This is a genomic window from Salipiger abyssi (genome assembly GCF_001975705.1).
Lineage (GTDB): Bacteria > Pseudomonadota > Alphaproteobacteria > Rhodobacterales > Rhodobacteraceae > Salipiger > Salipiger abyssi.
The window spans coordinates 139105-165756 of record NZ_CP015090.1; the positions used below are offsets into that span (position 1 = coordinate 139105).

Sequence of the window (26652 nt, forward strand, 5' to 3'; positions counted from 1 at the left end):
TCAGAACCCGATGGGCCAGTGTTCGATCTTGGTGCCGTCGGTGAAGCGCGACAGGCGATAGGGCTCGGGATCGACCAGTGGCGTCTTGCCCTGGATCATCTGCGCGATCATCCGCCCCGCGCCGGGCGCGACGCCAAGGCCGTGGCCCGAGAACCCGGTGGCCACATGCAGGCCGGGGATGTCGTCCACGCCGGAGATGATCGGCAGCGCGTCGGGGGTGGCATCGACCTGCCCGCCGATCCGGTCGGCGATCCTGATGTCTTTCAGCGCCGGGAACAGCTTGCCGATATTCACCTTGGCCTCGTCGAGGATCTTGTGCGCGGGCTCGGGGTTCAGGATCCGCTCTTTCTCGAAGGGCGAGACCGCGTCGAGTTTCCAGGAATTCGGCACCATCAGCTCGTGGAAACTGCGGCGCGACACGCGCAGCCGCATGGCCTTTTTCTCGTGGCTCAGCGCCTGCTGGAAATCGCGGTAAAAGCGGAAGCTGTCGGGCACGATGTCCACCGGATGCGCCGAGCGCATCGAGACGTTGTAGCCGCCATCCATCCGCTTGCGGAAGCCGAAACCGGGGCCGGAGCCGCAGCCCTCGGGGCCGCCCGCGATGGGCTCGGTGCGCATCACATTGGCGAGGAACTTTAGCTGCGGAATGCGGATGCCGAGATTGCGCGCGAAGAGCGTCGACCAGGTGCCGCCCGCCAGCACCGCAAACGGGCATTTGATCGCGCCCTTCTCGGTGACAACGCCCGAGAGCTTGCCGGCCTCGGTCTCCACCCCGCGCACGGCGCAGCGCGAAAAGGCCAGCGCGCCGAACTTGCGCGCGCCGGTGACCACGGCGGCGGTGACAAGCGCCGGCTCCGCCATGCCGTCCGAGGGTGTGTGCAGCCCGCCGGCAAACTCGCGCGACATGCCGGGCACCAGTTCCTTCAGCTCGTCGGAGGAGATCTCGCGCGTGTCGAGTTGGTATTCTCTGGCGTAGTCCAGCCAGTGCAGGTATTTCGCCATCATCTCTTCGGTCTCGGCGAAATAGGTGATGCCCTGCTGGCGGAAGCCAGTCTCTTCGCCGGTGAGCGCGTTCAGCCCCTTCCATTCCTCGAAGGCCTGGATCGCCAGCGGCAGCTCGCGCGGGTCGCGGCCCATCTTGCGCACCCAGCCCCAGTTGCGGCTGGATTGCTCGGCGCCGAATTCGCCCTTTTCGCAGATCACCACCTTGAACCCGGCCTCGGCGAGAAAGAGCCCGGTGCAGGCGCCGACGATGCCGCCGCCGATCACGACGACATCGGCGGATTTTGGAAGCTCGGTGTCGGAGGGCACGGTGGCAAGTTGATGCATGGTCTCACTCGTTCTGTCTGGGTGGGCCGGCCCGGTGACGGGCCGGGGCGGGCTTACAGGATCTGTGCGAGCCCCTCTTTGAGCAGGGCGTTGACGGTCTCGGGGCCGGCGCCCTTGGGCTGGCGTTCGGTGACCCAGGTCTTGACCGCCGAGCGCAGACCCGAGGGCGCCTCGAGCAGCCCGATGGAGAGCGCCACGGTGGAGGGTTCCGGCCAGTCGATCTCATAGGCGCGGCGTTGGGCGCCGACATTGAAGAGCCCGTCCTGCGGTTCGGCCCTGGCTTTCGCCTCTGCCCGCGCGGCCCCGGTCGCCTGGAGATCGAGCGCGCCGTCGCGGATCACCACGCCGTAATCGGCCAGCGCGCGCGCTTCGCTCAACAGCCCGTCGCGGACATCCAGCAGCACGGCCTCCGGGTCGCGCTCCAGCGGGTCGCCAAAGCCGCCGCCCGAGGGCGAGCGCAGGTGCAGCCGGTCGCCGCGCCCGAGCTTTTGCAGCTCGATCATGCTGACCGGTTCGCCGTTCTTCCAGCCGCCGCCGCAATGACCGGCCGCACCTCCCGCCACGCCCCAGGGCTGAAAGGTGAAGCGGTCGCAGCCGCGCACCGAGAAGGTCGCCTCGTGCGAGCGGTTCTCCAGCTCGATCTCCAGCGCCGCGCCGCCGCGATAGCGGCCCGCGCCGAAACTGTCGGTGACCAGCCCGAAGCGGCGCACGAGGAAGGGCATCTCGTGTTCCACGCTCTCGGTGGGCGCCGATCGCAGGAAGCCGAACGGCGTGTCGATGGCGTCGATCCCGTCCATGCTGCGCCGCCCGCCGGAACCGCCGATCAGCGGCTGGATGACCGAGACCCTGGGCTTGCGGGTCAGCGGATCGGTGACCGAGGCGGCAATGATCGCCGCCTGCGAGCCACCGCCGCCCGCCAGGGCTTCGGGGATCGCCTGATTGAGACAGCCCAGCACCAGGTCGTAAATCCGTGTGTAAGAGGCGGCGCGGTTGCCCGAGGCCGCCGGGAATTCGGCGTTCATGATGACGCCCTTGGGCGCGCGGGTGCGGATCGGGCGGACGATGCCGCCATTCATCGGCATCTCGGGCGAGGAGCTGAGCAGATAGGCCACAAAGCAGCGCACCAGCGCCGGGTGCGGCGCCGCGCCGGTGACGAAGTTGCACGCCGCCTGCACCTGGGGCGAGGATCCGGTGAAATCGAGCAGCACATCCGAGCTGCTCACGGTCATCGTGCAGCGCAGCAGCAGCGGCTGGCCCGCGACCACCTCGATATAATCCGAAAAGCTCCACGACCCGTCCGGCAGATCCGAGATCACCTCGCGCGCCTTGGCCTCGCCATAGGCCAGCACCTCACGGATGCCCGCTGTCAGATCGTCGACGCTGTAGCGCTCCACCAGCTCGATGATCCGCCGGTCCATGGAGGACAGCGCCGAACACATGGCGATGATGTCGCCCCAGGTCTCCGACGGAATGCGGCAGTTGTCCGAGATGATGTCCTTGAGCTGCTCGTTGAGCTCGCCCTCGCGGAAGAGCTTGACCGGGCGCAGGCGCAGCCCTTCCTGAAAGATCTCGGTAAAGGAGGGCGAGATCGACGAAGGCACCGCGCCGCCCACATCCGAGACATGCGCAAAGGCCCAGGAGAAGCACAAAAGCTCTCCCTCGTGGAAGATCGGGCGCAGCGTAAAAATGTCGGGCGTGTGGGTGCACATGCCCTCGGTCGAGAACGGATCGTTGGTGATGATCACATCGCCGGGGCGCATGTTCTCGACCCCGATCCAGTCGATGGCCGGTTTCAGCGACAGGCCCACCAGCGTCGCCACGCCATTGGAGCGCGGATAGGCAAACACTTCGCCCTCCACCGTACACATGGCGCATTGATAATCCTGCGTCTGCTTGATGAAGGTGGTGTGGGCGGTCTTGTAGAGGATGATCGAGGCTTCCTCGACCAGCGCCGCGAAGCGGTTGCGCATCACCTCGGTGCGGATCGCGTCCATCTCAGGCTTTCCTTTCCAGAACGAGTTCGCCGATCTCGCCCGCCGTGGCGGTGAAGCCTGCGGGCACGAGGATCGAGGTGTCCACCTGGTCGATGATCGCGGGGCCGTCGACCGAGGCCGAGGCCCCGAGATCGCCACGCGCATAGATCGGCACCGCATCGACGGTCTGCCCGGCAAAGCGCATCGGGCGGTGCCCGGTGGGCGCGGCCTCGCCGGTGCCCGCGCTGCGGCTGTCTCCGCCCGGGGGCGTCGGCAGCAAGCCGACGATGCGCACGCGCAGCTCGACGAATTCCACCGGCGCGGCGGGGTCGGCATGGGAATAGACGCGCTGGTGTTCGGCGTGGAAAGCGGTTTCGGCTTCTTCGCGTCCACCACCTTCGGGCAGCGCCACGTCGAGCGAGAAGGACTGGCCGGTATAGCGCATCGACGCATAGCGCTCGATCGAGGTGCCGAGCAGCCAGCCCGGTTCGATCTGCCCCGCGAGCCAGTCGCGGGTCTGCGCTTCGAGCTGCTCGAACACCGGCTCGATCTCGACCGGGCCGCGCACCGAGCGCACGGCGTCGTGGATCACCGGGGCGACGAGACAGCCCGCCGCGCAGAAGACCGAGGGCGTCGGCGGCACCAGCACGCGCGAGATCCCCAGCTCATCGGCAAGCAGCGGCCCGTGGATCGAGCCCGCGCCGCCGAACAGCACCAGCGTGAGCTGCTGCGGATCGACGCCGAGCCGCGCCATGTAAGGCATCGCGCGGCCCACCATGGTTGCGGTGGCCACGGTAATGGCATTGTCCGCCGCCTCAGCGGTGCCGGTGCCCAGCGTTTCGGCGATCGGGGCAAAGGCGGCCTCGGACGCCGCGCGGTCGAGTATCAGATCGCCGCCCAGCAGCGCGTCGCCCAGATAGCCGCAGAGCAGGTAGGCATCCGACAGCGTCGGCTCGGTGCCGCCGCGCCCGTAGCAGGCGGGGCCGGGGCGGGCGCCGGAGCTGCGCGGCCCGGCACGCAGCACCGCGCCGTCGGTCCACAGGATCGACCCGCCGCCGGCGCCCATCGCCTCGATGGTGGTGACCGGCAGGGTCAGCGGGAAATCCCCGATCTCGGAGCCGGTGGAGGTGATCGAGCGCCCGTCGCGCACCAGCGACATATCTGTGGAGGTGCCGCCCATATCCATGGTCAAGAGGTCGTCCTGCCCGGTGAGCTGACCCAGAAACTGCGTCGCGGTGACCCCGGCGGCAGGGCCGGAGAGCAGCGTGTGCACCGGGAAGACCCGCGCCTCGGCAGAGGACATCATCCCGCCGTTGGATTTCGCCACGAAGAGCCGCGCCTCGGGCAGCTCTTCGGCGAGGAAGCTCTCGACCTCGCCCAGATAGGCCGACATCACCGGCTTTACAAAGGCGTTGAGCACCCCCAGCGTGGCGCGCTCGTATTCGCCCTCCTGCGGCCAGACCTCGTGGCTCAGCACCACGTCCATATCCGGCTCGGCGGCAAGGATCGCGTCGCGCGCGGCCAGCTCATGGGCGGGGGCGGCGTAGGAATGCAAGAAGCAGACCACCAGCGTGGTGATGCCCTTGGCTTTGGCGTCGCGCGCGGCGGCGACACAGGCCTCGGCGTGGAGCGCGGCGATCTCGCGGCCCTCGGGGGCGGTGCGTTCGGCGATCTCGTAGACCTCGGAGCGCGCGATCAGCGGCTCGACGCGGGAGGAGAACATGTCGAAAGGCTTCAGCACCCGCAGCCGCCCGAGCCGCAGGATATCCTTGAACCCTTCGGTGACCAGCAGCGCCAGCGGCGCGCCAGAGCGTTCGATGACGGTGTTGGTGCCCACGGTCATGCCGTGCACGATCAGGATCGGCTCGTCGGGCGCGCGTTCGATGCGCGGCAGCAGATCGCGCAGCCCGGTCTTGATGCCCTCGGCGAAATCCGGCGGGGTCGACGGGGTCTTGTGCGTCAGGATCCGGTCGAAGCCTTCCTTGCCCTGCCAGACGGCGAAATCGGTGAAGGTGCCCCCGATATCAATTCCGATGCGTATCATTCCTGTCCTCGGTCACAGCGGTCGCGACGCGCGCGGCCTCATGGATACCGTCATGACATGCGTAAGGATGATGTAAATGCTTTTAGCTATAATATGTCAGTATGTATTGTTGGTTTGCGGGATGATGATGAAATACGCGGCTTTCGCCGCTGGTATGCGTGAAAACGGGCAGGTTTTGTGCTTATTTGTCATGGTTTCTTCGCGGGGGGCGGAATCGGCGCCCTCTCGGCGCTGGATGGCGCGCTCACATAGAATACAATGTAATGTAAAGATCAGACCCCGCGCGGCGGACAGGTGGCAAAGAGCCCTTCCAGCGCCGCCGCCGTCCTCAGCAGCGCCGCGTCGCGCCCGCGCGGCGCGATCAGCGAGACGCCGGCGGGCAGCAGGCCGGGGCCGTGCGGCAGCGGCAGGTGGATCACCGGCAGGTGCAGCAATGTCCAGATCCGGTTGCAGAGCGCGCTGCCGGCGTTTTCCGGCCCTATGGGCGCCACATCGGGTGCCGACGGGGTGAGCACCGCGTCGAAAGGCGCAAAAAGCGCATCCGTCCGGGGCCGCATCGCGGCGGCGAAATCGAGCGCGTCGAGGAAATCGTCTTGCATCGGCGCGGTGACGATGCCGCGCAGCTCGGGGTAGAGATCGGGAAAGCGCAGCGCCTCGTTCAGGAAGGTGGCGCGCATCTCGCCCTGCATCACCGTCTTATGCGCCTCGGATAGTCTAGCGCCCTCTTGCTCGGGAAGTTCGACTGGGATCACCTCGGCGCCCGCGCCGCGCAGCGCCTCCACCGCCATCGCCAGCGCCGCCAGCGCCGGCGGTTGCAGGAGGTCTGCTACCGGCGACAGGCAGAGCCCAATGCGCAGGCCGGCGATCTCCGGGGCGAGGGGAATGGCGGCCTGCCATTGGAAGGTCCGCCAGAGCAGTGCCAGATCGCGGACCGACCGGCCATACCAGCCGAGTGTGTCGAGGCTGGCCGAACAGCTCCGCATGCCCTCGGTCGGCACGCTGCCCCAGCTCGGTTTCATCGCGGGCACGCCGCAGAATGCCGCCGGGCGGATCACCGAGCCGCCGGTCTGGGTACCGAGCGCCAGCGGCACCTGGAAATCCGCCACCGCCGCGCCGGAGCCGCTGGAGGAGCCGCCCGGCGTGCGGGCCGGGTCATGCGGGTTGCGTGTGGCCGCCCGCCGTCCGTTCACCGCGAATTCCACCGTGTCGAGCTTGCCGAGCACGATGGCGCCGAGATGGCGCAGGATCTCCACCGCCGCCGCGTCCTGCGTCGGGCCGTCGCTCTGGTGATGCGGGGAGTTCATGCCGGTGGGCATGCCGGCGGTGCGGATCACGTCCTTGATGCCGACCGGCACGCCGTGCAGCAGCCCTTGCGGCGCGCTCCGATCTGCGGCGCGGGCGGCGGCGAGCGCTGCCTCGGGGTCGAGATGGGTCCAGGCGCGCACCGCCTCGTCCCGCCGGGCGATCCGGTCGAGACAGGCCCGCACCAGCGCCTCGCTGGTGAGCCGGCCCGCACGGATCTCCTCTGCCGCCGCCACCGCGTCGAGCGCGGCGGGATCGCCGGAGGCCGGGCGCGGCAGCCCGGTCATGCGGGAACCTGCGTCGCCCAGTCTGCGGCCAGCGTGCCGCCGGTCGCGGGTTTCACCTCCGAGTCGGAAAGCAGCGAGCTGAACAGCCGGTCGAGCGTTGCGATCTTTGCCGGTCGCCCCGCCACCCAGGGCGAGAGCGACAGCGACAGGATGCGCCCGCCATAGGTTGCGGTCTCCGACAGCAGCAGATCGCGCGCGGCCTCCACCTGTCCTGACCAGATCGCGGCGGGCTGGGCCTGAAGCTGCATCACCTTGCGGTCGGACAGATCGTAGCTGAGCGGCATCTGCACCAGAGCCCCCGCATCGGTGCGGAAGCGATAGGGCATGTCGTCATTGATCCAGTCGGCGATCCATTGGCCACCTTCGGCGGCCACCAGATCGGCGGTGCGGGGCGATTGCGAATGCGCCGGCGAATGCCAGCCGGTCACCGCCTGCCCGGAAAGCCGCCGGAGCGTGGCAAAGCTCTCGGCCGCAAGCCGCGCCTCTTCCTCGGGCGGGGTTTCGCCATGGTGCAGATGGCCCATATCCACGCCAGAGGCCGCGATCTCCCAGCCACGCGCCAGCATCGCCTCCATCAGCGGCGGGCAGCGCTCGGCCACCGCCGCGTTCATCGCCACGGTGGGCGTGATGCCGTGCCGGTCGAGCAGCCGCATCAGGCGGAAGATGCCGACCCGGTTGCCGTAATCACGCTCGGTATAATCCCAGACGCTGACGCCGGGGCGGTCGAACCCGCCGATGGGCAGCAGTGGCTTGCCCGGCATATTGAGCGGGAAATGCTCCAGATGCAGCGTGACCCAGAGCGCCAGCTTGCCACCGTGCGACCATTGTACCGGCGGCGCATCGCGCAAGGAGCGGAAGGCAAAGCGGTCGTGATCGACTCCCTCGCGGCGGTTCGGGTAGTCGAAATAGCTCTCGGGCACGCTCATTTCCCGCCCTCCTGACCAAGGCCGGCGATCCAGCGCTCCATCTCACCGTAATGATGATCGTTGAACCACTGCGCGATCTCGCGCCCGGTTACGAGCCAGACGCCGCTATGCGAGCAGATGTAATCCAGCGCCTGATCGAGGATCCACAGCCGGTGCGGCTGGCCGATGAGATAGGGGTGCAGCGGCAGGCACATGACGGTGCCGCTCTCTTCGCCCTCCGCATAGAGCTGGTCGAAATGATCCTTGATGAGCTGGAGGTAATCCTGCGGCGAGATGCTCTGGAAGTTCAGCACCGGCACGTCGTTCACGTCCATCATATAGGGCAGCGAGGTGAATTTCTTGCCCGAACGGGTCTTCACCGGCATCGGCTGGTCGTCATGGAACAGATCGAGCGTGTAGAGCAGCCCTTCCTCGGCGAGCAGATCCTGCGTCTCCAGCTCGTTGGAGATCGCGGGGGAGAGCCAGCCGTCGAGGCGCTGCCCCGAGACCCGCAGGATCGTCTCGCGCGCGTCGCGGATCACCCGGCGCTGCTCGTCCTCATTCATGCCGTACATGTAGCGGGTGTTGTAGATGCCGTGGCTGAAGAGCTCCCAGCCCAGTTCGCAGCAGCGTTCGATGATCTTCGGGTAATGGTCGCAGACCGCCACGTTGAGCGAGACCGAACCACGCACGCCATGCGCCGCCATGACATCGGCCATCCGGTCGAAACCGACGCGGTTGCCGTAATCGCGCATGGCGTAGTTGAGCACGTCCGGCTCGGGCCGATACCAGACCGCGCGGGCCTCGCTGGCGGGCGGGGCCAGCTCGTAGAATTCGATATTGGGCGCGACCCAGAACGCCAGCCGCTTGCCCTCCGGCCATGTTATCTTTGGTCGGCCCATATAGGGGGCGTAGTCATAATATCCGGGCTCGGGCGGCACGGTGCGCCCGGCCATGAAACCGGGTTTGGTTGGCAAAAGGCTCATTTCTGGTCCTTCAGATGGGCGAGATAAGAGAGGACATCGGCCGCCGGGCGGATGTCGGCATATTTCGTCGCCATGTCGTAGAGATTGGCGTAATGCGGGCCGGGTTCGCGGTCGGCCACGCATTCCAGCGGCACGGTGACCGGCAGGCCAGAGGACATGGCGTCGACTGCGGTCTGACGCACGCAGCCCGAGGTGGCGCCGCCGGTGACGATGACGCTGTCGACGCCCGCGAGCCGCAGATACGAGGGCAGATGCGTCTCGAAAAACGCCGAGGCCATGCGTTTTCGTAACACCAGATCGCGGGCGCGGTCCATGTCTAGGCGCGGGTCGAGTTCCGCATGAGGGTGGTCTTCGGTGACGGTATGAATCGCGGTGGGAGAGGTCGAACGCCGCCCCCATAGCCCGCAATCGCTGCCGTCCGGGCGGTAGGCGACATAGGTCCAGACCACGGGCAGGCCGAGGCCGCGCAGAGCGCTTGCCAGCGCATTGATCGCGGTGAACTGCTCGGGGTGGCCGGGATAGGCGGTGCCAAAGCTGCCGGTATCGGTGTAGCGCCGTTGCAGGTCGACATTGATCAGCGCAGGCCGTTTGCCCAGCCCGAAGGGCGTAAGCGGGTCGCGTGCCATCCAGGCCTCGAAATGCGCGCGTGCGGCGGCGCCGAACGGGTCGTCGCCGGTGTCGCGAGCGACCTGGTCGAAATGGGTGTGAGTCATGCCCGGGGCCTCCATGTCGCCAAAGATCCGGCCCGACGGCAGGCAGTCAATATAACAGGCAGCAGCATTATTTCTAATATTGAAGAATGTTGAATTATTTCTCAGCGCCGCCCAAACTTTGCGCAGAGCGCCCGGGCCTGCGCCGCCGCATGGTGCGTATTTCGTCCGAGAGGGGGTCGTGCCGCCGCCATGCTTCCCTGTGCTCGGACCCGGCGGCATAGTCGCGCCACCATGCTGCACCGCAAGTCCGACATTTTCGTGTTCGCCGCCGTTATCGAGGAGGGCAGCTTTTCCCTTGCCGCAAGGCGGCTGGGGCTGACGCCCTCCACCGTCTCGAAAACCGTCGCGCGGCTGGAGGCGCAGCTCGGTCTGCGTCTCGTTGATCGCGACTCGCGTCGGCTTGCAGCCACCGCCGAGGGCCGCACCTGGTATGAGGGCTGCCGTCAGGCGGTCGCGGCGCTTTCCGAGGCGGAGGCGAGCCTCAGCGCCGGCGCCGGGCGGCCCGCCGGGCTGCTGCGGGTCTTTGTCTCGGCCTCGGTGGCGGAGACGCGCATCGCGCCGGTGATGGCGGAATTCCACGCCCGCTATCCGGAGCTGGCGGTGGAATTCCATCTGCGCAACGGCTTCACCGATCCGATCGAGGAGGCGGTCGACCTGACCATCACCCACGAGACCCCCGCGCGCGACAGCTTCATCCGGCGCCGCATCGGGTGGTCGCCATTGGTGCTCTGCGCCACGCCGGCCTATCTCGCCCGCGCGGGCACGCCTGCACATCCGCGCGATCTGGCGCGGCATGCCTGCCTGCTGAGCACCCGGGCGATGTTCAATACCTGGCATTTCGAGGAGGCGGGGCAGGCGCTGGCGGTTCCGGTGCAGGGCGCATTCAGCGCCAGTCAGGGCTCGATGCTGCGCGGGCTGGTGCTGGCCGGGCTCGGCATCGCCTGCCTGTCGCGGCATGTGGTCGAGGCGGATCTGGCGGCGAGGCGGCTGGTGCCGCTGCTCGATGCGTTCGCGCCTGCCGAGGGTGTGCCGCTCTATGCGGTCTATCACGACGCGCGGTTTCTCAGCCCGCGCATCCGCTGCTTTGTCGATTTCCTCGCCGAGGCGCTCTCCCGCGACGGCTGAGCCTCAGGCCCGGCGCTCGCGCTCGCCAAGCGCCGCTTCGATCACCGCGCCCGCCGCCAACACGATCGGGTCGCCATAGGCCGGCCCGACGATCTGCACCGAGAGCGGCAGCCCGTCCGACCCCCAGCCGCTGCACACCGAGAGCGCCGGGCTGCCAGTGACGGAAAAGGGCCGCGTGGCGAGGCGGGCATAGCTGGTGGCGCTGCCGGCCTCGGGCGCGGTCGAGCCCGCCAGCGGCGTGAGCAGCAGGTCGACCCCGGTGAACAGCCGCTCCATCGCCTCGATCAGCTCGGTGCGGATGCGCAGCGCGTCGATATACTCCGCCGCCGCGACCAGCCCGCCCGCCATCATCCGGGCGCGGGTTTCCTCGCCGAAGGCCTCGGGCCGGGTGGCGAGCGCGTCGCGGTAATAGCTGAAGGTCTCGGAGCGGGTGATGATGTTGCAGGCGGCATCGAAATCGCGCAGCGGCGGCAAGGCGGCGGACACCAGCTCGGCGCCCGCGTCCGACAGCGCCCGGCCCGCGGCGGCGAGGCCGTCGGCCATCTCCGCGTCGATATCGTCGAGCAGTCCCTCGGCAATGCCGAACCGCAGGCCGGAGACGCCGCCGTCCAGCCGCCCGAGCCAATCGAGCGCGGGGGCGTGGCGGGTCGTCGGGTCACGGGGATCCGGGCCGGCCAGCGCACTCATCAGCAGCGCGCAGTCGCGCACCGTCCAGGCGATGGGGCCGGCATGGTCGAGCGTGTGCGACAGCGGGTAGATGCCCGCGCGGCTCACCAGCCCCTGCGTCGGCTTCAGCCCGGCGCAGCCGCACCAGGCGGCGGGCACCCGGATCGAGCCCGCCGTATCGGTGCCGATGGCCCCGGGCACCATGCCCGCCGCCACCGCCGCCGCCGAGCCGGAGGAGGAGCCGCCGGTCTCGCGCGTCACATCCCAGGGGTTCAGCGCCGGCGGAAAGGGCAGATCCTGTCTGGTGCCGCCGATGGCGAATTCCCAGGTGGTGGTTTTGCCGAGCAGGATCGCGCCCGCCGCCTCCAGCCGCTCCCAGAGCGCCGCCGAGCGCCCCGGCACCCGGTCGAGGAACAGGCGCGAGCCGCCGGCGGTCCGCACGCCCTCGGTCTCGATGATGTCCTTCAGCCCCAGCGGCAGGCCATGCAGCGGGCCGCGCCCGGGAGCGCTGTCTGCCGCGTCGGCGGCGCAGCGGGCGGTCTCGGCGGTGATTGTGACGAAGGCGGCAAGCTCGGGCCGCGCGTCGATGCTTTCCAGACACTCCTCGACCAGCGCCCTTGCGGTGAGCCTGCCCGCCTGCATCGCCTCGGCGGCCGTCGACAGGGTCCAGGGGCTCATGCCTCGGGCTCCTGCGGCCGCCCGCTCACCGGCCCGCCGAGCGGTTCGGTCCCGAAGGGCAGCTTGCGGCGCAGGTGAAGGGCATCGGCGCGGAGCTGCGCCGCGAGCATCGCCATGCGCTCGGGCTCGGCGGCCTCCATGCGCAGGCCCAGACGGGCGAGCGCGGCGGCTTGGGTCTCGGGTGTCTCGGGCATTGCGGCTGACCTCATCTCTCTCACGCCGAGCATAGGCGCGGCGCGCCCCGCCGGACAGCGCGGCTTTGGTCACAGCAGCTGTTCCCGAAACATGCATCCGGCACCGGTTTTTCCCGGCACACGCAAAGGCGGTTGCCCTTGCGTCGCCGCCGGTCTAAGACGCGTGGTCCGGCCTGACGCAGTTTTTTGTTTACACACAAACGATTAGGCCGAAGCCCGGGAGAGAGGAGCCCCGAAATGCTCGATCAGACCGCCATCGCCGAGACGCTCGGCGCGCATTACGATCTCGCCCCGTCGCCGGAAGCGGCGGAGCGCCAGAGCGATATCTATGCCCGCATGAGCCGCGTGCTCTCGCCCGCCGACTGGGCGATCCACGCGCCCTATGTCGAGGCGATCAACCGCCTGAAGGCAGAGCGCAATGCGGTGATCCTGGCGCATAACTACATGACGCCCGATATCTATCACGGCATCGCCGACGTGGTGGGCGACAGCCTTCAGCTCGCCATCGAGGCGACCAAGGTCGAGGCGGATGTGATCGTGCAATGCGGCGTGCATTTCATGGCCGAGACGTCGAAGATCCTGAACCCGTCGAAAACCGTGCTGATCCCCGACATGGAGGCCGGCTGCTCGCTGGCCGAAAGCATCACGCCCGAGGGCATCGCCGAGATGCGCCGCCGCTATCCGGGCGCGCCGGTGGTCACCTATGTGAACACCTCCGCCGAGGTGAAGGCGGCGTCGGATATCTGCTGCACCTCGTCCAACGCGGCGCAGATCGTCGCCGGGCTCGACGCCGAGACGGTGATCATGACGCCGGACAAGTACCTGGCGCAGAACGTCGCCAGGCAGGTGCCGCAGAAAAACATTGTCTGGTATGACGGCTCCTGCATCGTGCATGAGCGTTTCACCGCGCAGGAGCTGAAGGATTTCCGCGACTGGCAGCCCGACACCCGCATCATCGCGCATCCCGAATGCCCACCCGATGTGGTGGCGGAGGCGGATTTCTCCGGGTCGACCAGCGGCATCATCGACTATGTCACGCGCGAGCAGCCGGAAAAGGCGCTGCTGGTGACGGAATGCTCGATGGCCTCGAACATCTCCGACGCGCTGCCGGGGATCGAGTTTGTCGGCCCCTGCAACATGTGCCCCTACATGAAAAAGATCACGCTGGAGAAGGTGCTCTGGTCGCTGCACAGCATGGAGGGCGCGGTCGAGGTCGACGCGCAGGTCGCCGAGGGCGCGCGTCAGGCGGTGCAGCGGATGATCGACATGTCGCGGCGTCTGAGCGCCTGAGATCATGCAACAGGTTTCTACCGGTCGGGTGGTCATTCTGGGCGCCGGTCTCGCGGCGCTCTATGCGGCGCTGGCGCTGGCGCCGCGCCCGGTGCTGCTGGTCTCGCCCGATCCGCTGGGCGAGGGGGCGAGCTCGGCCTGGGCGCAGGGCGGCGTCGCGGCGGCGATGGACGTGCCCGACAGCCCCGAAGCGCATGCCGCAGACACGCTGCGCGCCGGCGCGGGCATCGTCGATCCAAAGGTCGCGCGCGCCGTCACGCAGGAGGCGCGCGACCATATCCTGACCCTCACCGACCTAGGCGCACCCTTCGATCGCGATGCCAGCGGCGGCTATCTGCTGTCGCGCGAGGCGGCGCATGGGTTTGCCCGCGTCGTGCGCGTGCGCGGCGACCGTGCGGGGGCCGAGATCATGCGCGCGCTGGTGGCGCGGGTGCAGGCGACGCCCTCGGTGCAGGTGCTGGACGGGTATGTCGCCACCGGGCTGCGCTGCGACGCGGGGCGCCTGAGCGGGGTCGAGATCGCGCCGGCTTCGGGCGGCGCGTCGGTGCTGCTGGAAACCGCCGTCTGCCTGCTGGCGGCGGGCGGTTCCGGCGGGCTCTATGCGCTCACCACCAATCCCGCGCGGATCCGGGGGCAGGGCGCCGGGCTCGCGGCGCGCGCCGGCGCGGTGATGGCGGATATGGAATTCGTGCAGTTCCACCCGACCGCCATGGATATCGGGCTCGACCCGGCGCCGCTCGCCACCGAGGCGCTGCGCGGCGAGGGGGCGGTGCTGCTCAACAAGCGGGGCGCGCGCTTCATGACCGGGCAGCACCCGGATCTGGAACTCGCGCCGCGCGACGTGGTGGCGCGCGCCGTCTATGCCCAGAGCCAGGCCGGGCTGCGCCCGGTGCTCGACACACGCGCGGCGCTGGGATCCCGAATTCGGGAGGAATTCCCTTCCGTGACCGACGCCTGCATGGCCGCCGGTCTCGATCCGGTGGCCGAGCCGATCCCTGTGGCCGCCGCCGCGCATTACCACATGGGCGGCGTGGCGACCGATGCCGCCGGGCGCAGCTCGATCGCCGGGCTCTGGGCCTGCGGCGAGGTCGCCTCGACCGGGCTGCATGGCGCCAACCGTCTGGCCTCGAACGGGCTTCTGGAGGCGCTGGTCTATGCCCGCCGCTGCGCCGCCGATATTGCCGAGACGCTGGGCGACAGGCCCGGGGCGCCGCTGGTGAGCCTGCCCGAGACCGGCGCCGCCGAGCTGCCCGACCCAGCCCTTGTGGCCCGTCTGCGTCTGACGATGACCGCAGGCGCCGGGGTGATCCGCGATGCCGGCGGCCTGCAAAACTGCCTGCGCGAGATCGCTGCCGTCGAGGCGGCGCAGCCCGGCTGCGCGGTGCTGCGCAATATGACCGCCACCGCGACGCTGATCGCCGCCGCCGCCTTGCTGCGCGAGGAAAGCCGGGGCGCGCATTTCCGCTCGGACCGGCCGCAGAGCGCCGGCGAGACCGGCACGCGCAGCCGCATGACGCTCGATGAGGCGCTCGCCCTCCGCGCCCGTTTTCAGAAGGAACCCGCCTGATGTCCCTCCCTCCGTTGCCCGACATGATCCTAGACCCGCTGGTCCGCGCCGCGCTGATGGAGGATCTGGGCACCTATGGCGATCTCACCACCCGCACCGTCATCCCCGAGGGCACCCGCTACAGCGCGCGCATCCGGGCGCGTGAGGCGGGGATTGTCTCGGGCATGCAGGTCGCGCGCATCGCCTTTCACATGGTCGATCCGGCGCTGAAGCTGCGCGTGCTGAAACCCGATGGCGCGCCCATCGCGCCCGGCGACGTGCTGATGGAGATCGAAGGCGATGCCGCCTCCATCCTCTCCGCCGAGCGCGTGGCGCTGAACTTTGCCGGGCGGCTCTCGGGCATCGCCACGATGACCGCCGCCTATGTTGCCGAGACCGGGGGCACGCAGGCGCGCATCACCTGTACCCGCAAGACGACCCCCGGCCTGCGCATCGTCGAGAAACAGGCGGTGCTGCATGGCGGCGGGTTCAACCACCGCTTTTCGCTCTCCGATGCGATCCTGGTGAAGGACAACCACATTGCGGCGGCAGGCGGGGTGCGCCCGGTCTTGCAGGCGATCAAGGCGCGGGCCTCGCACATGATCCGGGTCGAGATCGAGGTCGACACGCTGGACCAGCTCGAAGAGGTGCTGGACGAGGGCGGCGCCGAGGCGGTGCTGCTCGACAATATGGACACGGGCGAGATCGGCGAGGCGGTGCGGCTGACCGCCGGGCGGCTCTGTCTGGAGGCCTCGGGCAATATGCGACTGGAGCGCATCGCCGAGGTTGCCGCGACCGGGGTGGATTACATCTCTGCCGGCGCGCTGACCCATTCCGCCAAGACGCTGGATCTCGGGCTCGATTTCTGAGCCGGGCGGGGCGGTGTGCTTGACAGAGAGGGCGCGAGAACCTATCTAGCCAGATAGCTAGACAGGAGATTGCCATGCTGACCTTGCAGGACGCCAAGAACCGTTTCAGCGCGGTGGTCGAGGCGGCGCTGGCCGGGCGCCCGCAGGAGGTGTCGCGGCGCGGCAAGCCCGCTGTCGTGGTGGTCTCTGCCGAGGAGTACCACAGGCTGACCGAGGCGGCGCGGGCCAATCGCGGCAGCTTTGCCGAGCATCTCCTGGCCTTTCCCGGCGACGACATCCCGCGCGCCGGGGCCGCGCCGAGGGACGTGGCCTTTTGACCCTGATCCTCGACACCAATGTGATCTCGGCGGCACGGCGGGCCGAGCGCGCGCCCAAGGTGGCGGCCTGGCTTGCGGGGCAGGCCGAGACCGATCTGTTTCTCAGCGTCATCACGCTGGGCGAGATCGAGCGCGGCATCCGGCTGCAAGAGCCCAAGAACCCGGATTTCGCCCGCGACCTGCGCGCCTGGATCGAGCGCACGGTCACGGTCTTTGCCGACCGGCTGCTCGATTTCACCGCCTCGGATGCGGTGATCTGGGGCGACCTCTCCGCCCGGCTCGGCCATTCCGGCGCCGATCTGATGATCGCGGCGCAGGCTTTGGCGCGCGACGCGACCGTCGTCACCGGCAATGTCTCGGATTTCGCCCCCACCGGCGCGCGCATTCTCGATCCGTTTTCCTGACAGGTTTACCGCAAGGCGCGGCGCTCAGCCGCCGTCCTTGCGCCCGGCCGCGTGCAGCATCTGCGAGATCTCGTAGAGCCGCTTTTCCAGCAGCGTCGGGGTTTCGCAAAGATAGGTGATCGTCTTCTGCCGGTCGGTAAAGATGCGCTGATCCCAGTCGAGCTGCTCCTCCAGCGCGTCCACCTTGTCGTAATCCGGCGCGTCCTGCGCCATCTGCGTGTCCATCTCGGCGCGCGCCGCGTCGATCTTTTCCGACAGCGCGATCTGGCTCAGCGAGAAGTCTCCGATCCCCGAGATGATCCGGGTGCGCCGCGAGGACAGCCTGTCGAAGACCCGCGAGAACACCTCGCCCATCAGCGGCGTGCCGCCGCCATGCGCCTCGGCGAAATCGGCCACCGCCGCGCGCGCCGATTCGAGATCCACCCGGCGCAGCGCCAAGGTCTCGGCCAGCTCGTCCACGGCGGCATCGGTTTCCGGCGTCAGTTTCAGCTTGGCCAGCGGTTCGGGCCACATCAGACCGACCGACAGACGCTCTACCTTGCGCTGGATGCAGGGCCATGTCGGGTCGGAAAAATCGGCGGCCGCGAGCGGCGTTGCACAGGCGATAAGCAGCGCCCCGAAAGCCACGGTTTTGACGTCCCACATCGTGCTTTCCTCCCTCCGCGAACTGTGGGACAGGGTGCGCGCCAAGTCCATACCGGGGAATACCCACCATTGGCTGTATTGTTCGGTATGCGACCGCGCACCCATACTCTGGGCAACCGCCGCAGAGCGTCGAAGTCGTAAACGGACTACTCAGGAAGGAATCTGCATGAGAACCCGTGCAGCCGTGGCCCTCGAGGCCGGCAAACCTCTGGAAATCATGGAAGTGAACCTCGAAGGCCCGAAGGCGGGCGAGGTTCTGATCGAAGTCAAGGCCACCGGGCTTTGCCACACAGACGAATTCACCCGTTCGGGCGCCGACCCGGAGGGGCTGTTCCCGTCGATTCTGGGCCATGAGGGCGCCGGCGTCGTCCTGGAAGTGGGCGAGGGTGTCACCACGCTGAAGCCGGGCGATCACGTCATTCCGCTCTATACCCCGGAATGCCGCGAATGCCCGTCCTGCCTGTCGGGTAAGACCAACCTCTGCACCGCGATCCGCAACACCCAAGGTCAAGGCCTGATGCCCGACGGCACCACGCGCTTCTCGATGCTGGATGGCACGCCGATCTATCACTACATGGGCTGCTCGACCTTCGCCAACCACACGGTGATGCCCGAGATTGCGCTGGCGAAAGTCCGTGATGACGCGCCCTTCGACAAGATCTGCTATATCGGCTGCGGCGTCACCACCGGCATCGGCGCGGTGATCAACACCGCCGGCGTCGAGATCGGTTCGACCGCCGCGGTCTTCGGCCTTGGCGGCATCGGCCTCAACGTGATCCAGGGCCTGCGCATGGCGGGGGCCGACATGATCATCGGCGTCGATCTGAACGACGACAAGGCCGAGATGGCCAAGAAGTTCGGCATGACCCATTTCGTGAACCCCTCGAAGGTCGAGAACACCGTGCAGGAGATCGTCAACCTGACGAAGCGCGGCGCCGACCAGATCGGCGGGGTGGATTACAGCTTCGACGCCACCGGCAACGTCAAGGTGATGCGCGACGCGCTGGAATGCTCGCATCGCGGCTGGGGTGTGTCTGTCATCATCGGCGTGGCACCTGCCGGGGCCGAGATCTCCACCCGTCCGTTCCAGCTTGTCACCGGCCGGGTCTGGAAGGGCACCGCCTTCGGCGGCGCCAAGGGCCGTACCGACGTGCCGAAATTCGTCGAGTGGTACATGGACGGCAAGATCGAGATCGACTCGATGATCACCCACAAGCTCAAGCTTGAAGAGATCAATCACGGGTTCGACCTGATGCATGAAGGCAAGTCGATCCGCGCGGTGGTGGAATTCTGAGCCATGGAAACCGTCTCGGAAAACCGGAGCTTTGGCGGGGTCCAATCCGTCTACAAGCACGCTTCGAGCACCTGCGGCTGCGACATGACCTTTGCGGTCTATATGCCGCCGCAGGCCGCGAACCGCCCGGTGCCGCTCTTGTGGTATCTCTCGGGGCTGACCTGCACGCATGAAAACGCCATGACCAAGGGCGGGTTTCAGGAACACGCGGCGAAGCACGGCATCGCCGTCGTGTTTCCCGACACCTCGCCGCGCGGCGAGGGCGTGGCCAATGACGAGGCCTACGATCTGGGGCAGGGGGCGGGGTTCTACGTGAACGCCACCCGCGACCCGTGGAAGCCGCATTTCCAGATGTACGATTACATCACCAAGGAATTGCGGGATCTGATCGTCTCGGAACTGAACGTGCAGGACCGTCACGGCATCACCGGCCATTCCATGGGCGGGCACGGGGCGCTGACCCTCGCGATGCGCAACCCGGAGATGTATGACAGCCTGTCGGCCTTTGCGCCGATCGCGCATCCGACCCGGTCGGACTGGGGGCGCAAGCAGCTCTCGGCCTATCTCGGCGACGATGAGGGCTGCTGGGCCGCCCACGATTCCACGCTGCTGCTGGAGGAGCACGGCTGGAAGGGCGACATCCTTGTGGATCAGGGGGCGAGCGACCAGTTCCTCGACCTGCTGAAGCCCGAGGCGCTGGCCGCGGCCATCGCCAAGCGGCGCCAGCCGGCGACGTTCCGGATGCAGGAGGGGTACGATCATTCGTATTTCTTCGTGAACAGTTTCGCGGGCGACCATGTCGCCTGGCATGCGGAAAGGCTGACCTGACTTCAGAGCTGACCTTAGGGAGGAGGACCTTATGCTCGAAAAACTGCTCGCAACCGCGTGCATGACGATCCTGTCGGCCGGGATGGCCCTGGCCGACAGCCATGGCGACCTGGCCGGCGACCCCGAGAAAGGCGAGAGGGTCTTTCGCAAGTGCAAGGCCTGCCATGCGGTGGGCGAGGGGGCCAAGGCCAAGACCGGCCCGGTTCTGAACGGGGTCGTAGGGCGCGAGATCGCCGCCCAGCCCGATTTCGACTATTCCGACGCGCTCAAGGAGCTGGCCGCCAAGGACGGCACCTGGACGCCGGAAGAACTGGCCGCTTTCCTGGAGAAACCGCGAGGCTTTGCCAAGGGCACCAAGATGTCCTTTGCCGGTCTGCGCAAGGAGGAAGAGCGCGCCGACGTGATCGCATATCTTGCAACGTTCAGCATGGAGGGAGGCTCTTAACCGACACCAGAACATCCGGGATCCGGCGGGAGGAGAAGAGGCGCCGGCTCCACAGGACAAACGCGGCCGCCTGACGCGCGCCGCCGGCGGGAACCGCCGAAACCCAAGGGAGAAGGAAATGAAAAGGCTGACGCTTCTGACGTCGGGGGTGGCTCTGTGTGCCGCTTCCATGGCGATGGCGAATGACGATCTCATGACCCAGATGGACGACCCTTCGCAATGGGCGATCCAGACGGGCGATTACGCCAACCAGCGCTATTCCGAGCTCGATTCGATCAACAAGGACAATGTGGGCGATCTTCAGGTCGCGTGGACCTTCTCGACCGGCGTTCTGCGCGGGCACGAGGGCTCGCCGCTGGTCGTGGGCGACACGATGTTCGTGCACACCCCGTTCCCCAACATCGTCTATGCGCTCGATCTCAATGAAGAAGGCAAGATCAAGTGGCGCTATGAGCCCAAGCAGGATCCGAACGTCATTCCGGTGATGTGCTGCGACACGGTGAACCGCGGCGTCGCCTATGCCGACGGCAAGATCTTCCTGCATCAGGCCGACACCAAGGTGGTGGCGCTCGACGCGGAAACCGGCGAGGTCCTGTGGGAGGCGCAGAACGGCGATGCCTCCAAGGGCGAGACCAACACCGCCACCGTGATGCCGGTGAAGGACAAGGTGATCGTCGGCATCTCCGGCGGCGAGTTCGGTGTGCGCGGCCATGTCACCGCCTACAACATGGAGACCGGCGAGCAGGAATGGCGCGCCTATTCCATGGGGCCGGACGAAGATATCCTGATGGATCCCGAGACCACCACCCATCTCGGCGAGCCGGTGGGCGAGAACTCGGGCACCAACACCTGGGAAGGCGATCAGTGTATGATCGGCGGCGGCACCACCTGGGGCTGGTATTCCTACGATCCCGAGGCCGATCTGATCTATTATGGCACCGGCAACCCCTCGACCTGGAACCCGAGCCAGCGGCCGGGCGACAACCGCTGGTCGATGACGCTGATGGCGCGCGATCCCGACGACGGCATGGCCAAGTGGGTCTATCAGATGACTCCGCATGACGAATGGGATTACGACGGCGTCAACGAGGTGATCCTCACCGATCAGGAGGTCGATGGCGAGATGCGCAAGCTTCTCACCCATTTCGACCGCAACGGCATCGCCTACACCATGGACCGGATCTCCGGCGAGCTGATGGTGGCGAAGAAATACGATCCGGCGGTGAACTGGACCAGCGGCGTCGACATGGACCCGGAGTCGGACACCTATGGCCGTCCGGCGGTGGTGGCCGAATATTCGACCGAGCAGAACGGCGAGGACGTGAACTCGACCGGCATCTGCCCGGCGGCGCTTGGCTCGAAAGACCAGCAGCCGGCCTCCTACTCGCCCAAGACCGGGCTGTTCTACGTGCCGACCAACCATGTCTGCATGGATTACGAACCGTTCCGGGTGAGCTATACCGCCGGTCAGCCCTATGTCGGTGCCACGCTGGCGATGTACCCGGCGCCCGACAGCCATGGCGGCATGGGCAACTTCATCGCCTGGGACAATATCGCGGGCGAAATCAAGTGGTCGATCCCAGAGCAGTTCTCGGTCTGGTCCGGCGCGCTTGCCACCGCGGGCGATATCGTCTTCTACGGCACGCTCGAAGGCTACCTGAAGGCGATCGACTCCGAGACCGGCGACGAGCTTTACCGCTTCAAGACCCCCTCGGGCATCATCGGCAACGTGATGACCTACGAGCATGACGGCAAGCAATATGTCGGCATCCTCTCGGGCGTCGGCGGCTGGGCCGGCATCGGCCTCGCGGCTGGGCTCACCAACCCGAATGAGGGTCTCGGTGCGGTGGGCGGCTATTCCGCGCTCTCCGATTACACCGCGCTCGGTGGCCAGCTGACGGTCTTCGCCCTGCCCGACTGATCCGCAGCCATCGCCGGGCCGGCGGGACACCGTGACCCCGCCGGCCCTCATCCCAAAACGCCCCCAGGACGAGCTGACCATGATCCGACACCTTACCCTTCTCGCAGCCGCCGGCATGCTTTCGGCCACCGCGCTGTCCGCGGCGGACAATGTCTCGATGGACGATCCGAATATCGCGGTGGATTACGAGGAAGACGGGCGCTATTTCACCGAGGACGGCGTGCCCACCTTCAACGTGGCCGAGGACGGAACGGTAGACTGGCCGACCTTCTCGGGCTTCCGCCGCTATCACGCCGAGTGCCATGTCTGCCACGGCCCCGACGGCGAGGGCTCGACCTACGCCCCGGCGCTGAAGAATTCCGCCATCGACATGGATTACTACGATTTCCTCGATGTGGTGACCAATGGCCGGCAAAAGGTCGGCGCCGCCGAGAACTCGGTGATGCCCGCTTTCGGCACCAACCCCAATGTGATGTGCTATCTCGATGATATCTATACCTATCTCAAGGCGCATGGCTCCGGCGCGATCCCGCGTGGCCGTCCCGCCAAGAAAGAGCGCAAGAGCGAGGTCTTTGCCGAGATGGAAGATGCCTGCATGGGCTCGTGATCTCCGCACCCTGGCGCTGGCTGTGATGCTGGCGCTCGGGGCCGTGCCGGCGGCCGCGCAGACCTCCGATCTGGTCTCGCATTCTGCGTTCCGGGTCTGCGCCGATCCGGCCAACGACCCGATGTCGATGCAGGACGGGTCGGGCTATGAGAACAGGCTCGCCGAGCTGATCGCCGCCAAGCTGGAGCTGCCGGTGCGCTACACCTGGTATCCGATGGCGACCGGCTTTATCCGCAACACGCTCAAGGCCGGGAAATGCGACGTGGTGATGGGCTATGCCCAGGGCCACGAGCTGGTGCTGAACTCCAACCATTACATGACCTCCGCCTATGTGCTGGTGGTGCCCGCCGACGGCCCGCTTGCCGATGTGACAGAGCTTTCGGATCCTCGGCTTCAGGGGCGCTCCATCGGCATCGTCGCGGGCTCGCCGCCGGCGACCCATATGGCGAAGAACGGGCTCATCGGAAAGGCGCGGCCCTATCGGCTGGTGGTCGACCGGCGCCATGAAAGCCCTGCCGTCGACATGCTCGACGATCTCGAGGCCGGCGAGATCGCCGCCGCCGTGCTCTGGGGGCCCATCGCCGGGCCGCTGGTCAAGCGCGATCATCCCGGGCTCAAGGCCACCCCGTTGCTGAAGGAGGCGGCGTTTCCCAAGCTCTTCTACCGCATCACCATGGGGGTGCGTCGGGGCGAGAAGGTCTGGCAGCGCAAGCTGAACTCGCTGATCCGTCGCAATCAGGACGAGATCGACGCGCTGCTCGCCGAGGCGGGCGTTCCGCTGATCACCAATATGGGCGACGGGGTGATGGAGGTCGGTCAGTGACGCGCGCGCTGGCGGCGGTGCTGATGCTGCTGCCGGCGCTTGCGCTTGCCGGGGAGCCGGAACCCGAGGGCTACCGGATGGACCACTACCGGGGGCCGGTGCCCGACACGCTGGCGGGGGCCTTTGTGGTCGATGCCGAGGCCGCGCACGAGCTCTGGCAGGCGCGCAATGTGGCGTTCATCGACGTTCTGCCGCAGGCGCCGAAACCCGCCAACCTGCCCGAGGGCACGATCTGGCGCGACAAGCCGCGCGACAGCATCCCCGGCGCGCTCTGGCTGCCCAATGTCGGCTATGGCGCGCTGGCGGATGTGACGGAGCGCTATTTCCGCGACGGGCTGGCGGCGGCGAGCGGCGGCGACAACGCCCAGCCGCTGCTGTTCTTTTGTCTGGCGGAATGCTGGATGAGCTGGAACGCCGCGAAACGGGCGCTCGGCTATGGATATGAGACGGTCTACTGGTTTCCGGACGGCACCGATGGCTGGGTGTTTCAGGACTATCCGACCGAGCGAGTCACCCCTTGGGTGCCGCCGCAGGGTGACTGAGGCGGCGCGTACCGGCCCCGCCTCTGCCTGATGTCGCGGGCTGGACGCCTCCGGCGGGAGTATTTTCCGGAAAGATGAAAGGGCAGGGGCCGCTCCCGGCGGTCCGAGCGTGGTGTAGGGTGGGCAATCTGCCCACCGCGCCTCGCCACTCAGAACCCCGTCAGATCCTTATGCGCGGTGGTGATCGTGCCTTTGGTGTCGGTCATCGTCACATCCACCGAGCGCGTCGCGCCGGGGACCGAGAGGCGCACCTGCGGGTTCTCCGACAGGGAAATGCTGCCGGTTATCTCGACATATCCGCCGGCATCGGTGGCGATCTCGACGCGCTCCACATAGCGCATCGGGATGAAGAGCAGGGTGATCTGGTCCATCTGCATGCCGGAATGCGAAGGATGCGAGATATCCACATCGAGCCGCCGCAGCCTTTCCGCGAGCCCTGCAATGCGCGCCGCCGCGTCGCCGGGCAGCGTGTCGCCGACCGACAGCACCATCTCGCCCAGCGTCGCCAGCGCTGCCTCCGGATCGGTGCCCGGCGGCGCGGCGCAGGCGCCCTGGCCGGAGGTTTTCACAAAGGCTTCGGTCACGAAGAGCCGGCCGTCGGTCATCTCGGCCAGCACATGCACCGGCGTCGGGCCGTTGATCCGCAGCGTGGTGTCGAAGAAGAAGCGCGGTTGCGGTTCATGCAGGGCAAAGACCGCCGAGACCGGCATCGGGTTCTCGTCGAGCACCACCGTGACCTTGCCGATGCGCCCGCCGGTCGGCGCCGCCACTTGCACGGCGATGCGGGTGCGCGCGTCGTTGTCGGTGCGATACGGCGCGTCGAGCGCGATCACCCCGACGCCGTCGAGCAGCGACCGCTCGCCATAGAGTTGATGGCGGACCGAGTCCCAGGCCTCGCCCGCCCAGGCGGGCAGGGCGGTGAGGCACAGCGCCAGTGCGAGGCCTTTCATGGCAGCTCTCCTTTCAGGATGAAGGCGCCGAAGGCGCGTGGCCCGTCGGCAGTGTCGAGCACTGCCACGGTGTCGAGCGTCTCGGCGTCGATCACGCTCAGCGTATTGTCGAACCAGTTGGCCACGGCGATGCGCCCGTCCGATGTGGCGGCGATGCCCTCGGGGTATTCGCCGACCTCCAGCGTCGCCACAGGGCGCAGATCGTCGAGCGCGATCACGCTCACGGTGTTCGCGTACTGGTTGGTGACAAAGGCCCGCCCCGCGGCGAAGGCCACGCCATAGGGCCGCTCGCCCACCGGCAGCGTCGCGAGAGCCACGCCGGCGCCCGGGTCGATCACCGTGACATCGTTGCTGCCGACATTGCCGACGAACAGCCGCCCGTCCGGGGCGAAGCCGAGGCCGAAGGGCCGCGTGCCCACCGGCACGCTGTGGCGCAGTGTCAGCGTCTCGGCGTCGTAGAGCGCAACCCGGTCGGCGTCGCGCTCGGCGGCGGCGAGAGCCGTGCCGTCACGCGACAGCGCCAGACCCGCCGGGGCGGCGCCCGCCGGCAGGGTGCGGAGCAGCGCCAGGGTCTCGTCGTCGAGCACCCAGAGCCTTGCATTGTACCAGTCCGACACGAAGAGCCGGCCCCGCTGCGCATCGTGGGCGACCCCGATCGGGCCGCCGTCGAGCGTGACGTCCGCCAGCAACTCGCCAGCGGCGGAAAAATGGCGCACGGACTTGCTGTCGGGCGACACGGTATAGACCGTGCCGCCCGTGCCCACCGCCACACCCGCCGGCTTGCCGGATACGCGCCAGCGCGCGTGTTCCTCACCGGTGGACAAGTCGAGGACGCTGACCGCGTTGCCGTTCTGGCAGGTCACAAAGGCCATATCCCCCGCCACCGGTCCGGCAGCGAGGGTGAGCGCGAGCCACAGCGCCAGATCAGGCGCCCGGCGCACCGAACCGCTCGACCAGCGTGTCGAGCCCGGCCTGATAGACCGCCGAGACCGCCGCAATCGCCGCCTCGTCGTTCAGCTCGGGCGGCGGGTCGTTGTTGGGGTAGCCGCGATAGAAGGCACCGCGCCACTCCACCATCGAGCCGCCGCCGTCGCGCGGCATCACGGTGAGATGCGAGGAGTAGTTTGTGACTGGCAGCACCTCCACCGCAACCTCTGTGATGCGGTAGGAGTACGACATCTTCTCGTCGCTGTATTTGTAGAGGATCTCGTCGATGCGCGGCCCGTCGGGGCCGGCATCGCTGAGATAGAGCGCGCGGGTGGCGTCGATCTCGTTGCCGCCCTCGCCCTCCTGCGACACCACCGCCGGGTGCCAGCTCATGTCCTGGAAATCGCCGATGGCGGCCCAGACCTCGGCTGGATCGGCGGCCACCTCTGTGGTCAGGGTGATCTTCTGCCGGGTCGGCCCGTGGGCCAGGGCCATGCCGGGCAGCAGCGAAAGCGCCGCCCCCGACATTAGCAAATGTCGTCTGTTCATTCTTCCTCCTCCTTGAAGAACGCGGTTTTCAGAATGTAGCGCATGCCGCGCAGCCAGCTTTCATCCGTGTTGCCCCGGATATCGACGACGCGGCCTTTGACCGTCTCGCCGCTCTCGGCGCTGCGCAGTTGCAGGTTCATGCTCAGGATCAGGTTCGAGACCTTCTGAACCTCGCCTACCAGCGCGTAATCGGCGCCGAGCTTGGCCGCCATGCGGGCATCGCAGCCATAGCATTTCGCCGGGTTCACGATGCGCGAACGCGCCTCGGCCACCGGCGCCAGATCCACCAGCTCATAGCCGCCCCGGGCGAACCGCTCGCGCACCAGCTCCTCCAGCATGGCGAGCCGAGCGGCCTCTGCCGGGTCCTGCCCCAGTTCGGCGGTCTGTAACGAGCTGTCCAGATAGGCGATGCCGAAAAAGGCAATCTTTTCTTGCGCATGCGCCGCGCCGCAGAGCATGAGGCTCAGGATGACGATACGGGTAAGCATGTCTC

27 protein-coding genes are annotated in these 26652 nt (G+C 67.6%); 13 read left to right on the forward strand and 14 right to left on the reverse strand.

Annotation, left to right across the window (positions count from 1 at the left end; translation table 11 throughout):
- From Ga0080574_RS01315 to Ga0080574_RS01345, 7 genes are all read right to left on the reverse strand, one after another.
- A complete protein-coding gene (locus Ga0080574_RS01315) occupies positions 1-1329 on the reverse strand; it encodes an NAD(P)/FAD-dependent oxidoreductase (protein ID WP_076694401.1) in 1329 nt (442 codons plus the stop codon).
- 53 nt (positions 1330-1382) lie between these two features.
- Entirely contained in the window at positions 1383-3323 is a 1941-nt protein-coding gene (locus Ga0080574_RS01320; protein WP_076694404.1) for a hydantoinase B/oxoprolinase family protein, read from the reverse strand.
- Position 3324: 1 nt separating this feature from the next.
- Complete coding sequence (locus tag Ga0080574_RS01325) at positions 3325-5346, reverse strand: hydantoinase/oxoprolinase family protein (protein ID WP_076694407.1); 2022 nt, start codon at positions 5344-5346, stop codon at positions 3325-3327.
- 272 nt (positions 5347-5618) lie between these two features.
- Complete coding sequence (locus Ga0080574_RS01330; RefSeq protein ID WP_076694409.1) at positions 5619-6935, reverse strand: amidase; 1317 nt, start codon at positions 6933-6935, stop codon at positions 5619-5621.
- Entirely contained in the window at positions 6932-7861 is a 930-nt protein-coding gene (locus Ga0080574_RS01335) for a polysaccharide deacetylase family protein (protein WP_076694412.1), read from the reverse strand. The genes Ga0080574_RS01330 and Ga0080574_RS01335 overlap by 4 nt, the downstream gene beginning before the upstream one ends.
- Positions 7858-8826 (reverse strand): polysaccharide deacetylase family protein, encoded by a 969-nt coding sequence (locus tag Ga0080574_RS01340; RefSeq protein ID WP_237219232.1) that lies wholly within the window; start codon positions 8824-8826, stop codon positions 7858-7860. Before Ga0080574_RS01340 ends, Ga0080574_RS01335 begins: the two co-directional genes overlap by 4 nt.
- Entirely contained in the window at positions 8823-9539 is a 717-nt protein-coding gene (locus Ga0080574_RS01345; RefSeq protein WP_083716713.1) for an isochorismatase family protein, read from the reverse strand. The genes Ga0080574_RS01340 and Ga0080574_RS01345 overlap by 4 nt, the downstream gene beginning before the upstream one ends.
- A gap of 231 nt (positions 9540-9770) precedes the next feature.
- Here Ga0080574_RS01345 and Ga0080574_RS01350 point away from each other — a divergent pair, with 231 nt between their 5' ends.
- Positions 9771-10664 carry a LysR family transcriptional regulator gene (locus tag Ga0080574_RS01350; protein ID WP_076694415.1) on the forward strand — a complete coding sequence of 298 codons (894 nt, stop codon included), beginning with the start codon at positions 9771-9773 and terminating at the stop codon, positions 10662-10664.
- A 3-nt stretch (positions 10665-10667) separates the two neighbouring features.
- Here Ga0080574_RS01350 and Ga0080574_RS01355 read toward each other — a convergent pair whose 3' ends face one another.
- Together Ga0080574_RS01355 and Ga0080574_RS26140 are read right to left on the reverse strand one after the other, a co-directional pair.
- Entirely contained in the window at positions 10668-12008 is a 1341-nt protein-coding gene (locus tag Ga0080574_RS01355) for an amidase (RefSeq protein WP_076694417.1), read from the reverse strand.
- Positions 12005-12202 (reverse strand): hypothetical protein, encoded by a 198-nt coding sequence (locus Ga0080574_RS26140; protein WP_076694420.1) that lies wholly within the window; start codon positions 12200-12202, stop codon positions 12005-12007. Before Ga0080574_RS26140 ends, Ga0080574_RS01355 begins: the two co-directional genes overlap by 4 nt.
- A 237-nt stretch (positions 12203-12439) precedes the next feature.
- On the opposite strand from Ga0080574_RS26140, the gene nadA reads away from it, so the two are divergent.
- From nadA to Ga0080574_RS01385, 5 genes are all read left to right on the forward strand, one after another.
- A complete protein-coding gene (nadA, locus tag Ga0080574_RS01365) occupies positions 12440-13492 on the forward strand; it encodes a quinolinate synthase NadA (protein ID WP_076694423.1) in 1053 nt (350 codons plus the stop codon).
- Positions 13493-13496: 4 nt separating this feature from the next.
- Complete coding sequence (locus Ga0080574_RS01370; RefSeq protein ID WP_076694426.1) at positions 13497-15059, forward strand: L-aspartate oxidase; 1563 nt, start codon at positions 13497-13499, stop codon at positions 15057-15059.
- Positions 15059-15907, forward strand: coding sequence for a carboxylating nicotinate-nucleotide diphosphorylase (gene nadC / locus Ga0080574_RS01375; RefSeq protein WP_076694429.1), 849 nt, complete (start codon positions 15059-15061; stop codon positions 15905-15907). Before Ga0080574_RS01370 ends, nadC begins: the two co-directional genes overlap by 1 nt.
- 74 nt (positions 15908-15981) lie before the next feature.
- Positions 15982-16224 carry a type II toxin-antitoxin system Phd/YefM family antitoxin gene (locus Ga0080574_RS01380; RefSeq protein WP_076694432.1) on the forward strand — a complete coding sequence of 81 codons (243 nt, stop codon included), beginning with the start codon at positions 15982-15984 and terminating at the stop codon, positions 16222-16224.
- Entirely contained in the window at positions 16221-16628 is a 408-nt protein-coding gene (locus Ga0080574_RS01385; RefSeq protein WP_076694435.1) for a type II toxin-antitoxin system VapC family toxin, read from the forward strand. The genes Ga0080574_RS01380 and Ga0080574_RS01385 overlap by 4 nt, the downstream gene beginning before the upstream one ends.
- A gap of 24 nt (positions 16629-16652) precedes the next feature.
- On the opposite strand, the gene Ga0080574_RS01390 is transcribed toward Ga0080574_RS01385, so the two are convergent.
- Entirely contained in the window at positions 16653-17273 is a 621-nt protein-coding gene (locus Ga0080574_RS01390; RefSeq protein ID WP_076694438.1) for a hypothetical protein, read from the reverse strand.
- Positions 17274-17439: 166 nt separating this feature from the next.
- Here Ga0080574_RS01390 and Ga0080574_RS01395 point away from each other — a divergent pair, with 166 nt between their 5' ends.
- The 7 genes from Ga0080574_RS01395 to Ga0080574_RS01425 all read left to right on the forward strand — a co-directional run bounded on the left by Ga0080574_RS01395 (position 17440) and on the right by Ga0080574_RS01425 (position 23733).
- Positions 17440-18567, forward strand: coding sequence for an S-(hydroxymethyl)glutathione dehydrogenase/class III alcohol dehydrogenase (locus Ga0080574_RS01395; protein WP_076694440.1), 1128 nt, complete (start codon positions 17440-17442; stop codon positions 18565-18567).
- A 3-nt stretch (positions 18568-18570) separates the two neighbouring features.
- Entirely contained in the window at positions 18571-19395 is an 825-nt protein-coding gene (gene fghA / locus Ga0080574_RS01400; RefSeq protein WP_076694443.1) for an S-formylglutathione hydrolase, read from the forward strand.
- A gap of 61 nt (positions 19396-19456) precedes the next feature.
- The gene (locus Ga0080574_RS01405; protein ID WP_237219236.1) at positions 19457-19840 is read left to right on the forward strand and encodes a c-type cytochrome; all 384 of its coding nucleotides are present in this window, start codon (positions 19457-19459) and stop codon (positions 19838-19840) included.
- Positions 19841-19958: 118 nt separating this feature from the next.
- Positions 19959-21761: a methanol/ethanol family PQQ-dependent dehydrogenase gene (locus Ga0080574_RS01410; protein WP_076694449.1), complete on the forward strand. Its 1803-nt coding sequence runs from the start codon at positions 19959-19961 to the stop codon at positions 21759-21761.
- A gap of 79 nt (positions 21762-21840) precedes the next feature.
- Complete coding sequence (locus tag Ga0080574_RS01415) at positions 21841-22368, forward strand: c-type cytochrome, methanol metabolism-related (RefSeq protein WP_076694452.1); 528 nt, start codon at positions 21841-21843, stop codon at positions 22366-22368.
- On the forward strand, positions 22349-23191 hold the full coding sequence (locus tag Ga0080574_RS01420; protein WP_076694455.1) for a substrate-binding domain-containing protein: 843 nt from the start codon (positions 22349-22351) through the stop codon (positions 23189-23191). Before Ga0080574_RS01415 ends, Ga0080574_RS01420 begins: the two co-directional genes overlap by 20 nt.
- A complete protein-coding gene (locus tag Ga0080574_RS01425) occupies positions 23188-23733 on the forward strand; it encodes a PQQ-dependent catabolism-associated CXXCW motif protein (RefSeq protein WP_076694461.1) in 546 nt (181 codons plus the stop codon). The genes Ga0080574_RS01420 and Ga0080574_RS01425 overlap by 4 nt, the downstream gene beginning before the upstream one ends.
- 149 nt (positions 23734-23882) lie before the next feature.
- On the opposite strand, the gene Ga0080574_RS01430 is transcribed toward Ga0080574_RS01425, so the two are convergent.
- From Ga0080574_RS01430 to Ga0080574_RS01445, 4 genes are read right to left on the reverse strand one after another with little or no spacing between them, the layout of a single operon-like run.
- Positions 23883-24683: a quinoprotein dehydrogenase-associated SoxYZ-like carrier gene (locus Ga0080574_RS01430; RefSeq protein WP_076694464.1), complete on the reverse strand. Its 801-nt coding sequence runs from the start codon at positions 24681-24683 to the stop codon at positions 23883-23885.
- Positions 24680-25624 carry a YncE family protein gene (locus tag Ga0080574_RS01435; RefSeq protein WP_076694466.1) on the reverse strand — a complete coding sequence of 315 codons (945 nt, stop codon included), beginning with the start codon at positions 25622-25624 and terminating at the stop codon, positions 24680-24682. Before Ga0080574_RS01435 ends, Ga0080574_RS01430 begins: the two co-directional genes overlap by 4 nt.
- A complete protein-coding gene (locus Ga0080574_RS01440; protein ID WP_076694469.1) occupies positions 25608-26159 on the reverse strand; it encodes an SRPBCC family protein in 552 nt (183 codons plus the stop codon). The genes Ga0080574_RS01435 and Ga0080574_RS01440 overlap by 17 nt, the downstream gene beginning before the upstream one ends.
- A complete protein-coding gene (locus Ga0080574_RS01445; RefSeq protein WP_076694471.1) occupies positions 26156-26647 on the reverse strand; it encodes a DUF3280 domain-containing protein in 492 nt (163 codons plus the stop codon). Before Ga0080574_RS01445 ends, Ga0080574_RS01440 begins: the two co-directional genes overlap by 4 nt.
- Between the last annotated feature and the right edge of the window lie 5 nt (positions 26648-26652).

What these genes read in the sequence shown, in the direction of transcription:
- nadC (WP_076694429.1), top strand. Translation starts at nt 15,059, where the DNA reads ATGTCCCTCCCTCCGTTGCCCGACATGATCCTAGACCCGCTGGTCCGC.
- Ga0080574_RS01380 (WP_076694432.1), top strand. Translation starts at nt 15,982, where the DNA reads ATGCTGACCTTGCAGGACGCCAAGAACCGTTTCAGCGCGGTGGTCGAG.
- fghA (WP_076694443.1), top strand. Translation starts at nt 18,571, where the DNA reads ATGGAAACCGTCTCGGAAAACCGGAGCTTTGGCGGGGTCCAATCCGTC.
- nadA (WP_076694423.1), top strand. Translation starts at nt 12,440, where the DNA reads ATGCTCGATCAGACCGCCATCGCCGAGACGCTCGGCGCGCATTACGAT.
- Ga0080574_RS01350 (WP_076694415.1), top strand. Translation starts at nt 9,771, where the DNA reads ATGCTGCACCGCAAGTCCGACATTTTCGTGTTCGCCGCCGTTATCGAG.
- Ga0080574_RS01430 (WP_076694464.1), bottom strand. Translation starts at nt 24,683, where the DNA reads ATGAAAGGCCTCGCACTGGCGCTGTGCCTCACCGCCCTGCCCGCCTGG.
- Ga0080574_RS01405 (WP_237219236.1), top strand. Translation starts at nt 19,457, where the DNA reads ATGACGATCCTGTCGGCCGGGATGGCCCTGGCCGACAGCCATGGCGAC.
- Ga0080574_RS01415 (WP_076694452.1), top strand. Translation starts at nt 21,841, where the DNA reads ATGATCCGACACCTTACCCTTCTCGCAGCCGCCGGCATGCTTTCGGCC.
- Ga0080574_RS01440 (WP_076694469.1), bottom strand. Translation starts at nt 26,159, where the DNA reads ATGAACAGACGACATTTGCTAATGTCGGGGGCGGCGCTTTCGCTGCTG.
- Ga0080574_RS01390 (WP_076694438.1), bottom strand. Translation starts at nt 17,273, where the DNA reads ATGTGGGACGTCAAAACCGTGGCTTTCGGGGCGCTGCTTATCGCCTGT.
- Ga0080574_RS26140 (WP_076694420.1), bottom strand. Translation starts at nt 12,202, where the DNA reads ATGCCCGAGACACCCGAGACCCAAGCCGCCGCGCTCGCCCGTCTGGGC.
- Ga0080574_RS01370 (WP_076694426.1), top strand. Translation starts at nt 13,497, where the DNA reads ATGCAACAGGTTTCTACCGGTCGGGTGGTCATTCTGGGCGCCGGTCTC.
- Ga0080574_RS01340 (WP_237219232.1), bottom strand. Translation starts at nt 8,826, where the DNA reads ATGAGCCTTTTGCCAACCAAACCCGGTTTCATGGCCGGGCGCACCGTG.
- Ga0080574_RS01315 (WP_076694401.1), bottom strand. Translation starts at nt 1,329, where the DNA reads ATGCATCAACTTGCCACCGTGCCCTCCGACACCGAGCTTCCAAAATCC.
- Ga0080574_RS01420 (WP_076694455.1), top strand. Translation starts at nt 22,349, where the DNA reads ATGCCTGCATGGGCTCGTGATCTCCGCACCCTGGCGCTGGCTGTGATG.
- Ga0080574_RS01395 (WP_076694440.1), top strand. Translation starts at nt 17,440, where the DNA reads ATGAGAACCCGTGCAGCCGTGGCCCTCGAGGCCGGCAAACCTCTGGAA.
- Ga0080574_RS01355 (WP_076694417.1), bottom strand. Translation starts at nt 12,008, where the DNA reads ATGAGCCCCTGGACCCTGTCGACGGCCGCCGAGGCGATGCAGGCGGGC.
- Ga0080574_RS01320 (WP_076694404.1), bottom strand. Translation starts at nt 3,323, where the DNA reads ATGGACGCGATCCGCACCGAGGTGATGCGCAACCGCTTCGCGGCGCTG.
- Ga0080574_RS01445 (WP_076694471.1), bottom strand. Translation starts at nt 26,647, where the DNA reads ATGCTTACCCGTATCGTCATCCTGAGCCTCATGCTCTGCGGCGCGGCG.
- Ga0080574_RS01330 (WP_076694409.1), bottom strand. Translation starts at nt 6,935, where the DNA reads ATGACCGGGCTGCCGCGCCCGGCCTCCGGCGATCCCGCCGCGCTCGAC.
- Ga0080574_RS01410 (WP_076694449.1), top strand. Translation starts at nt 19,959, where the DNA reads ATGAAAAGGCTGACGCTTCTGACGTCGGGGGTGGCTCTGTGTGCCGCT.
- Ga0080574_RS01345 (WP_083716713.1), bottom strand. Translation starts at nt 9,539, where the DNA reads ATGACTCACACCCATTTCGACCAGGTCGCTCGCGACACCGGCGACGAC.
- Ga0080574_RS01325 (WP_076694407.1), bottom strand. Translation starts at nt 5,346, where the DNA reads ATGATACGCATCGGAATTGATATCGGGGGCACCTTCACCGATTTCGCC.
- Ga0080574_RS01335 (WP_076694412.1), bottom strand. Translation starts at nt 7,861, where the DNA reads ATGAGCGTGCCCGAGAGCTATTTCGACTACCCGAACCGCCGCGAGGGA.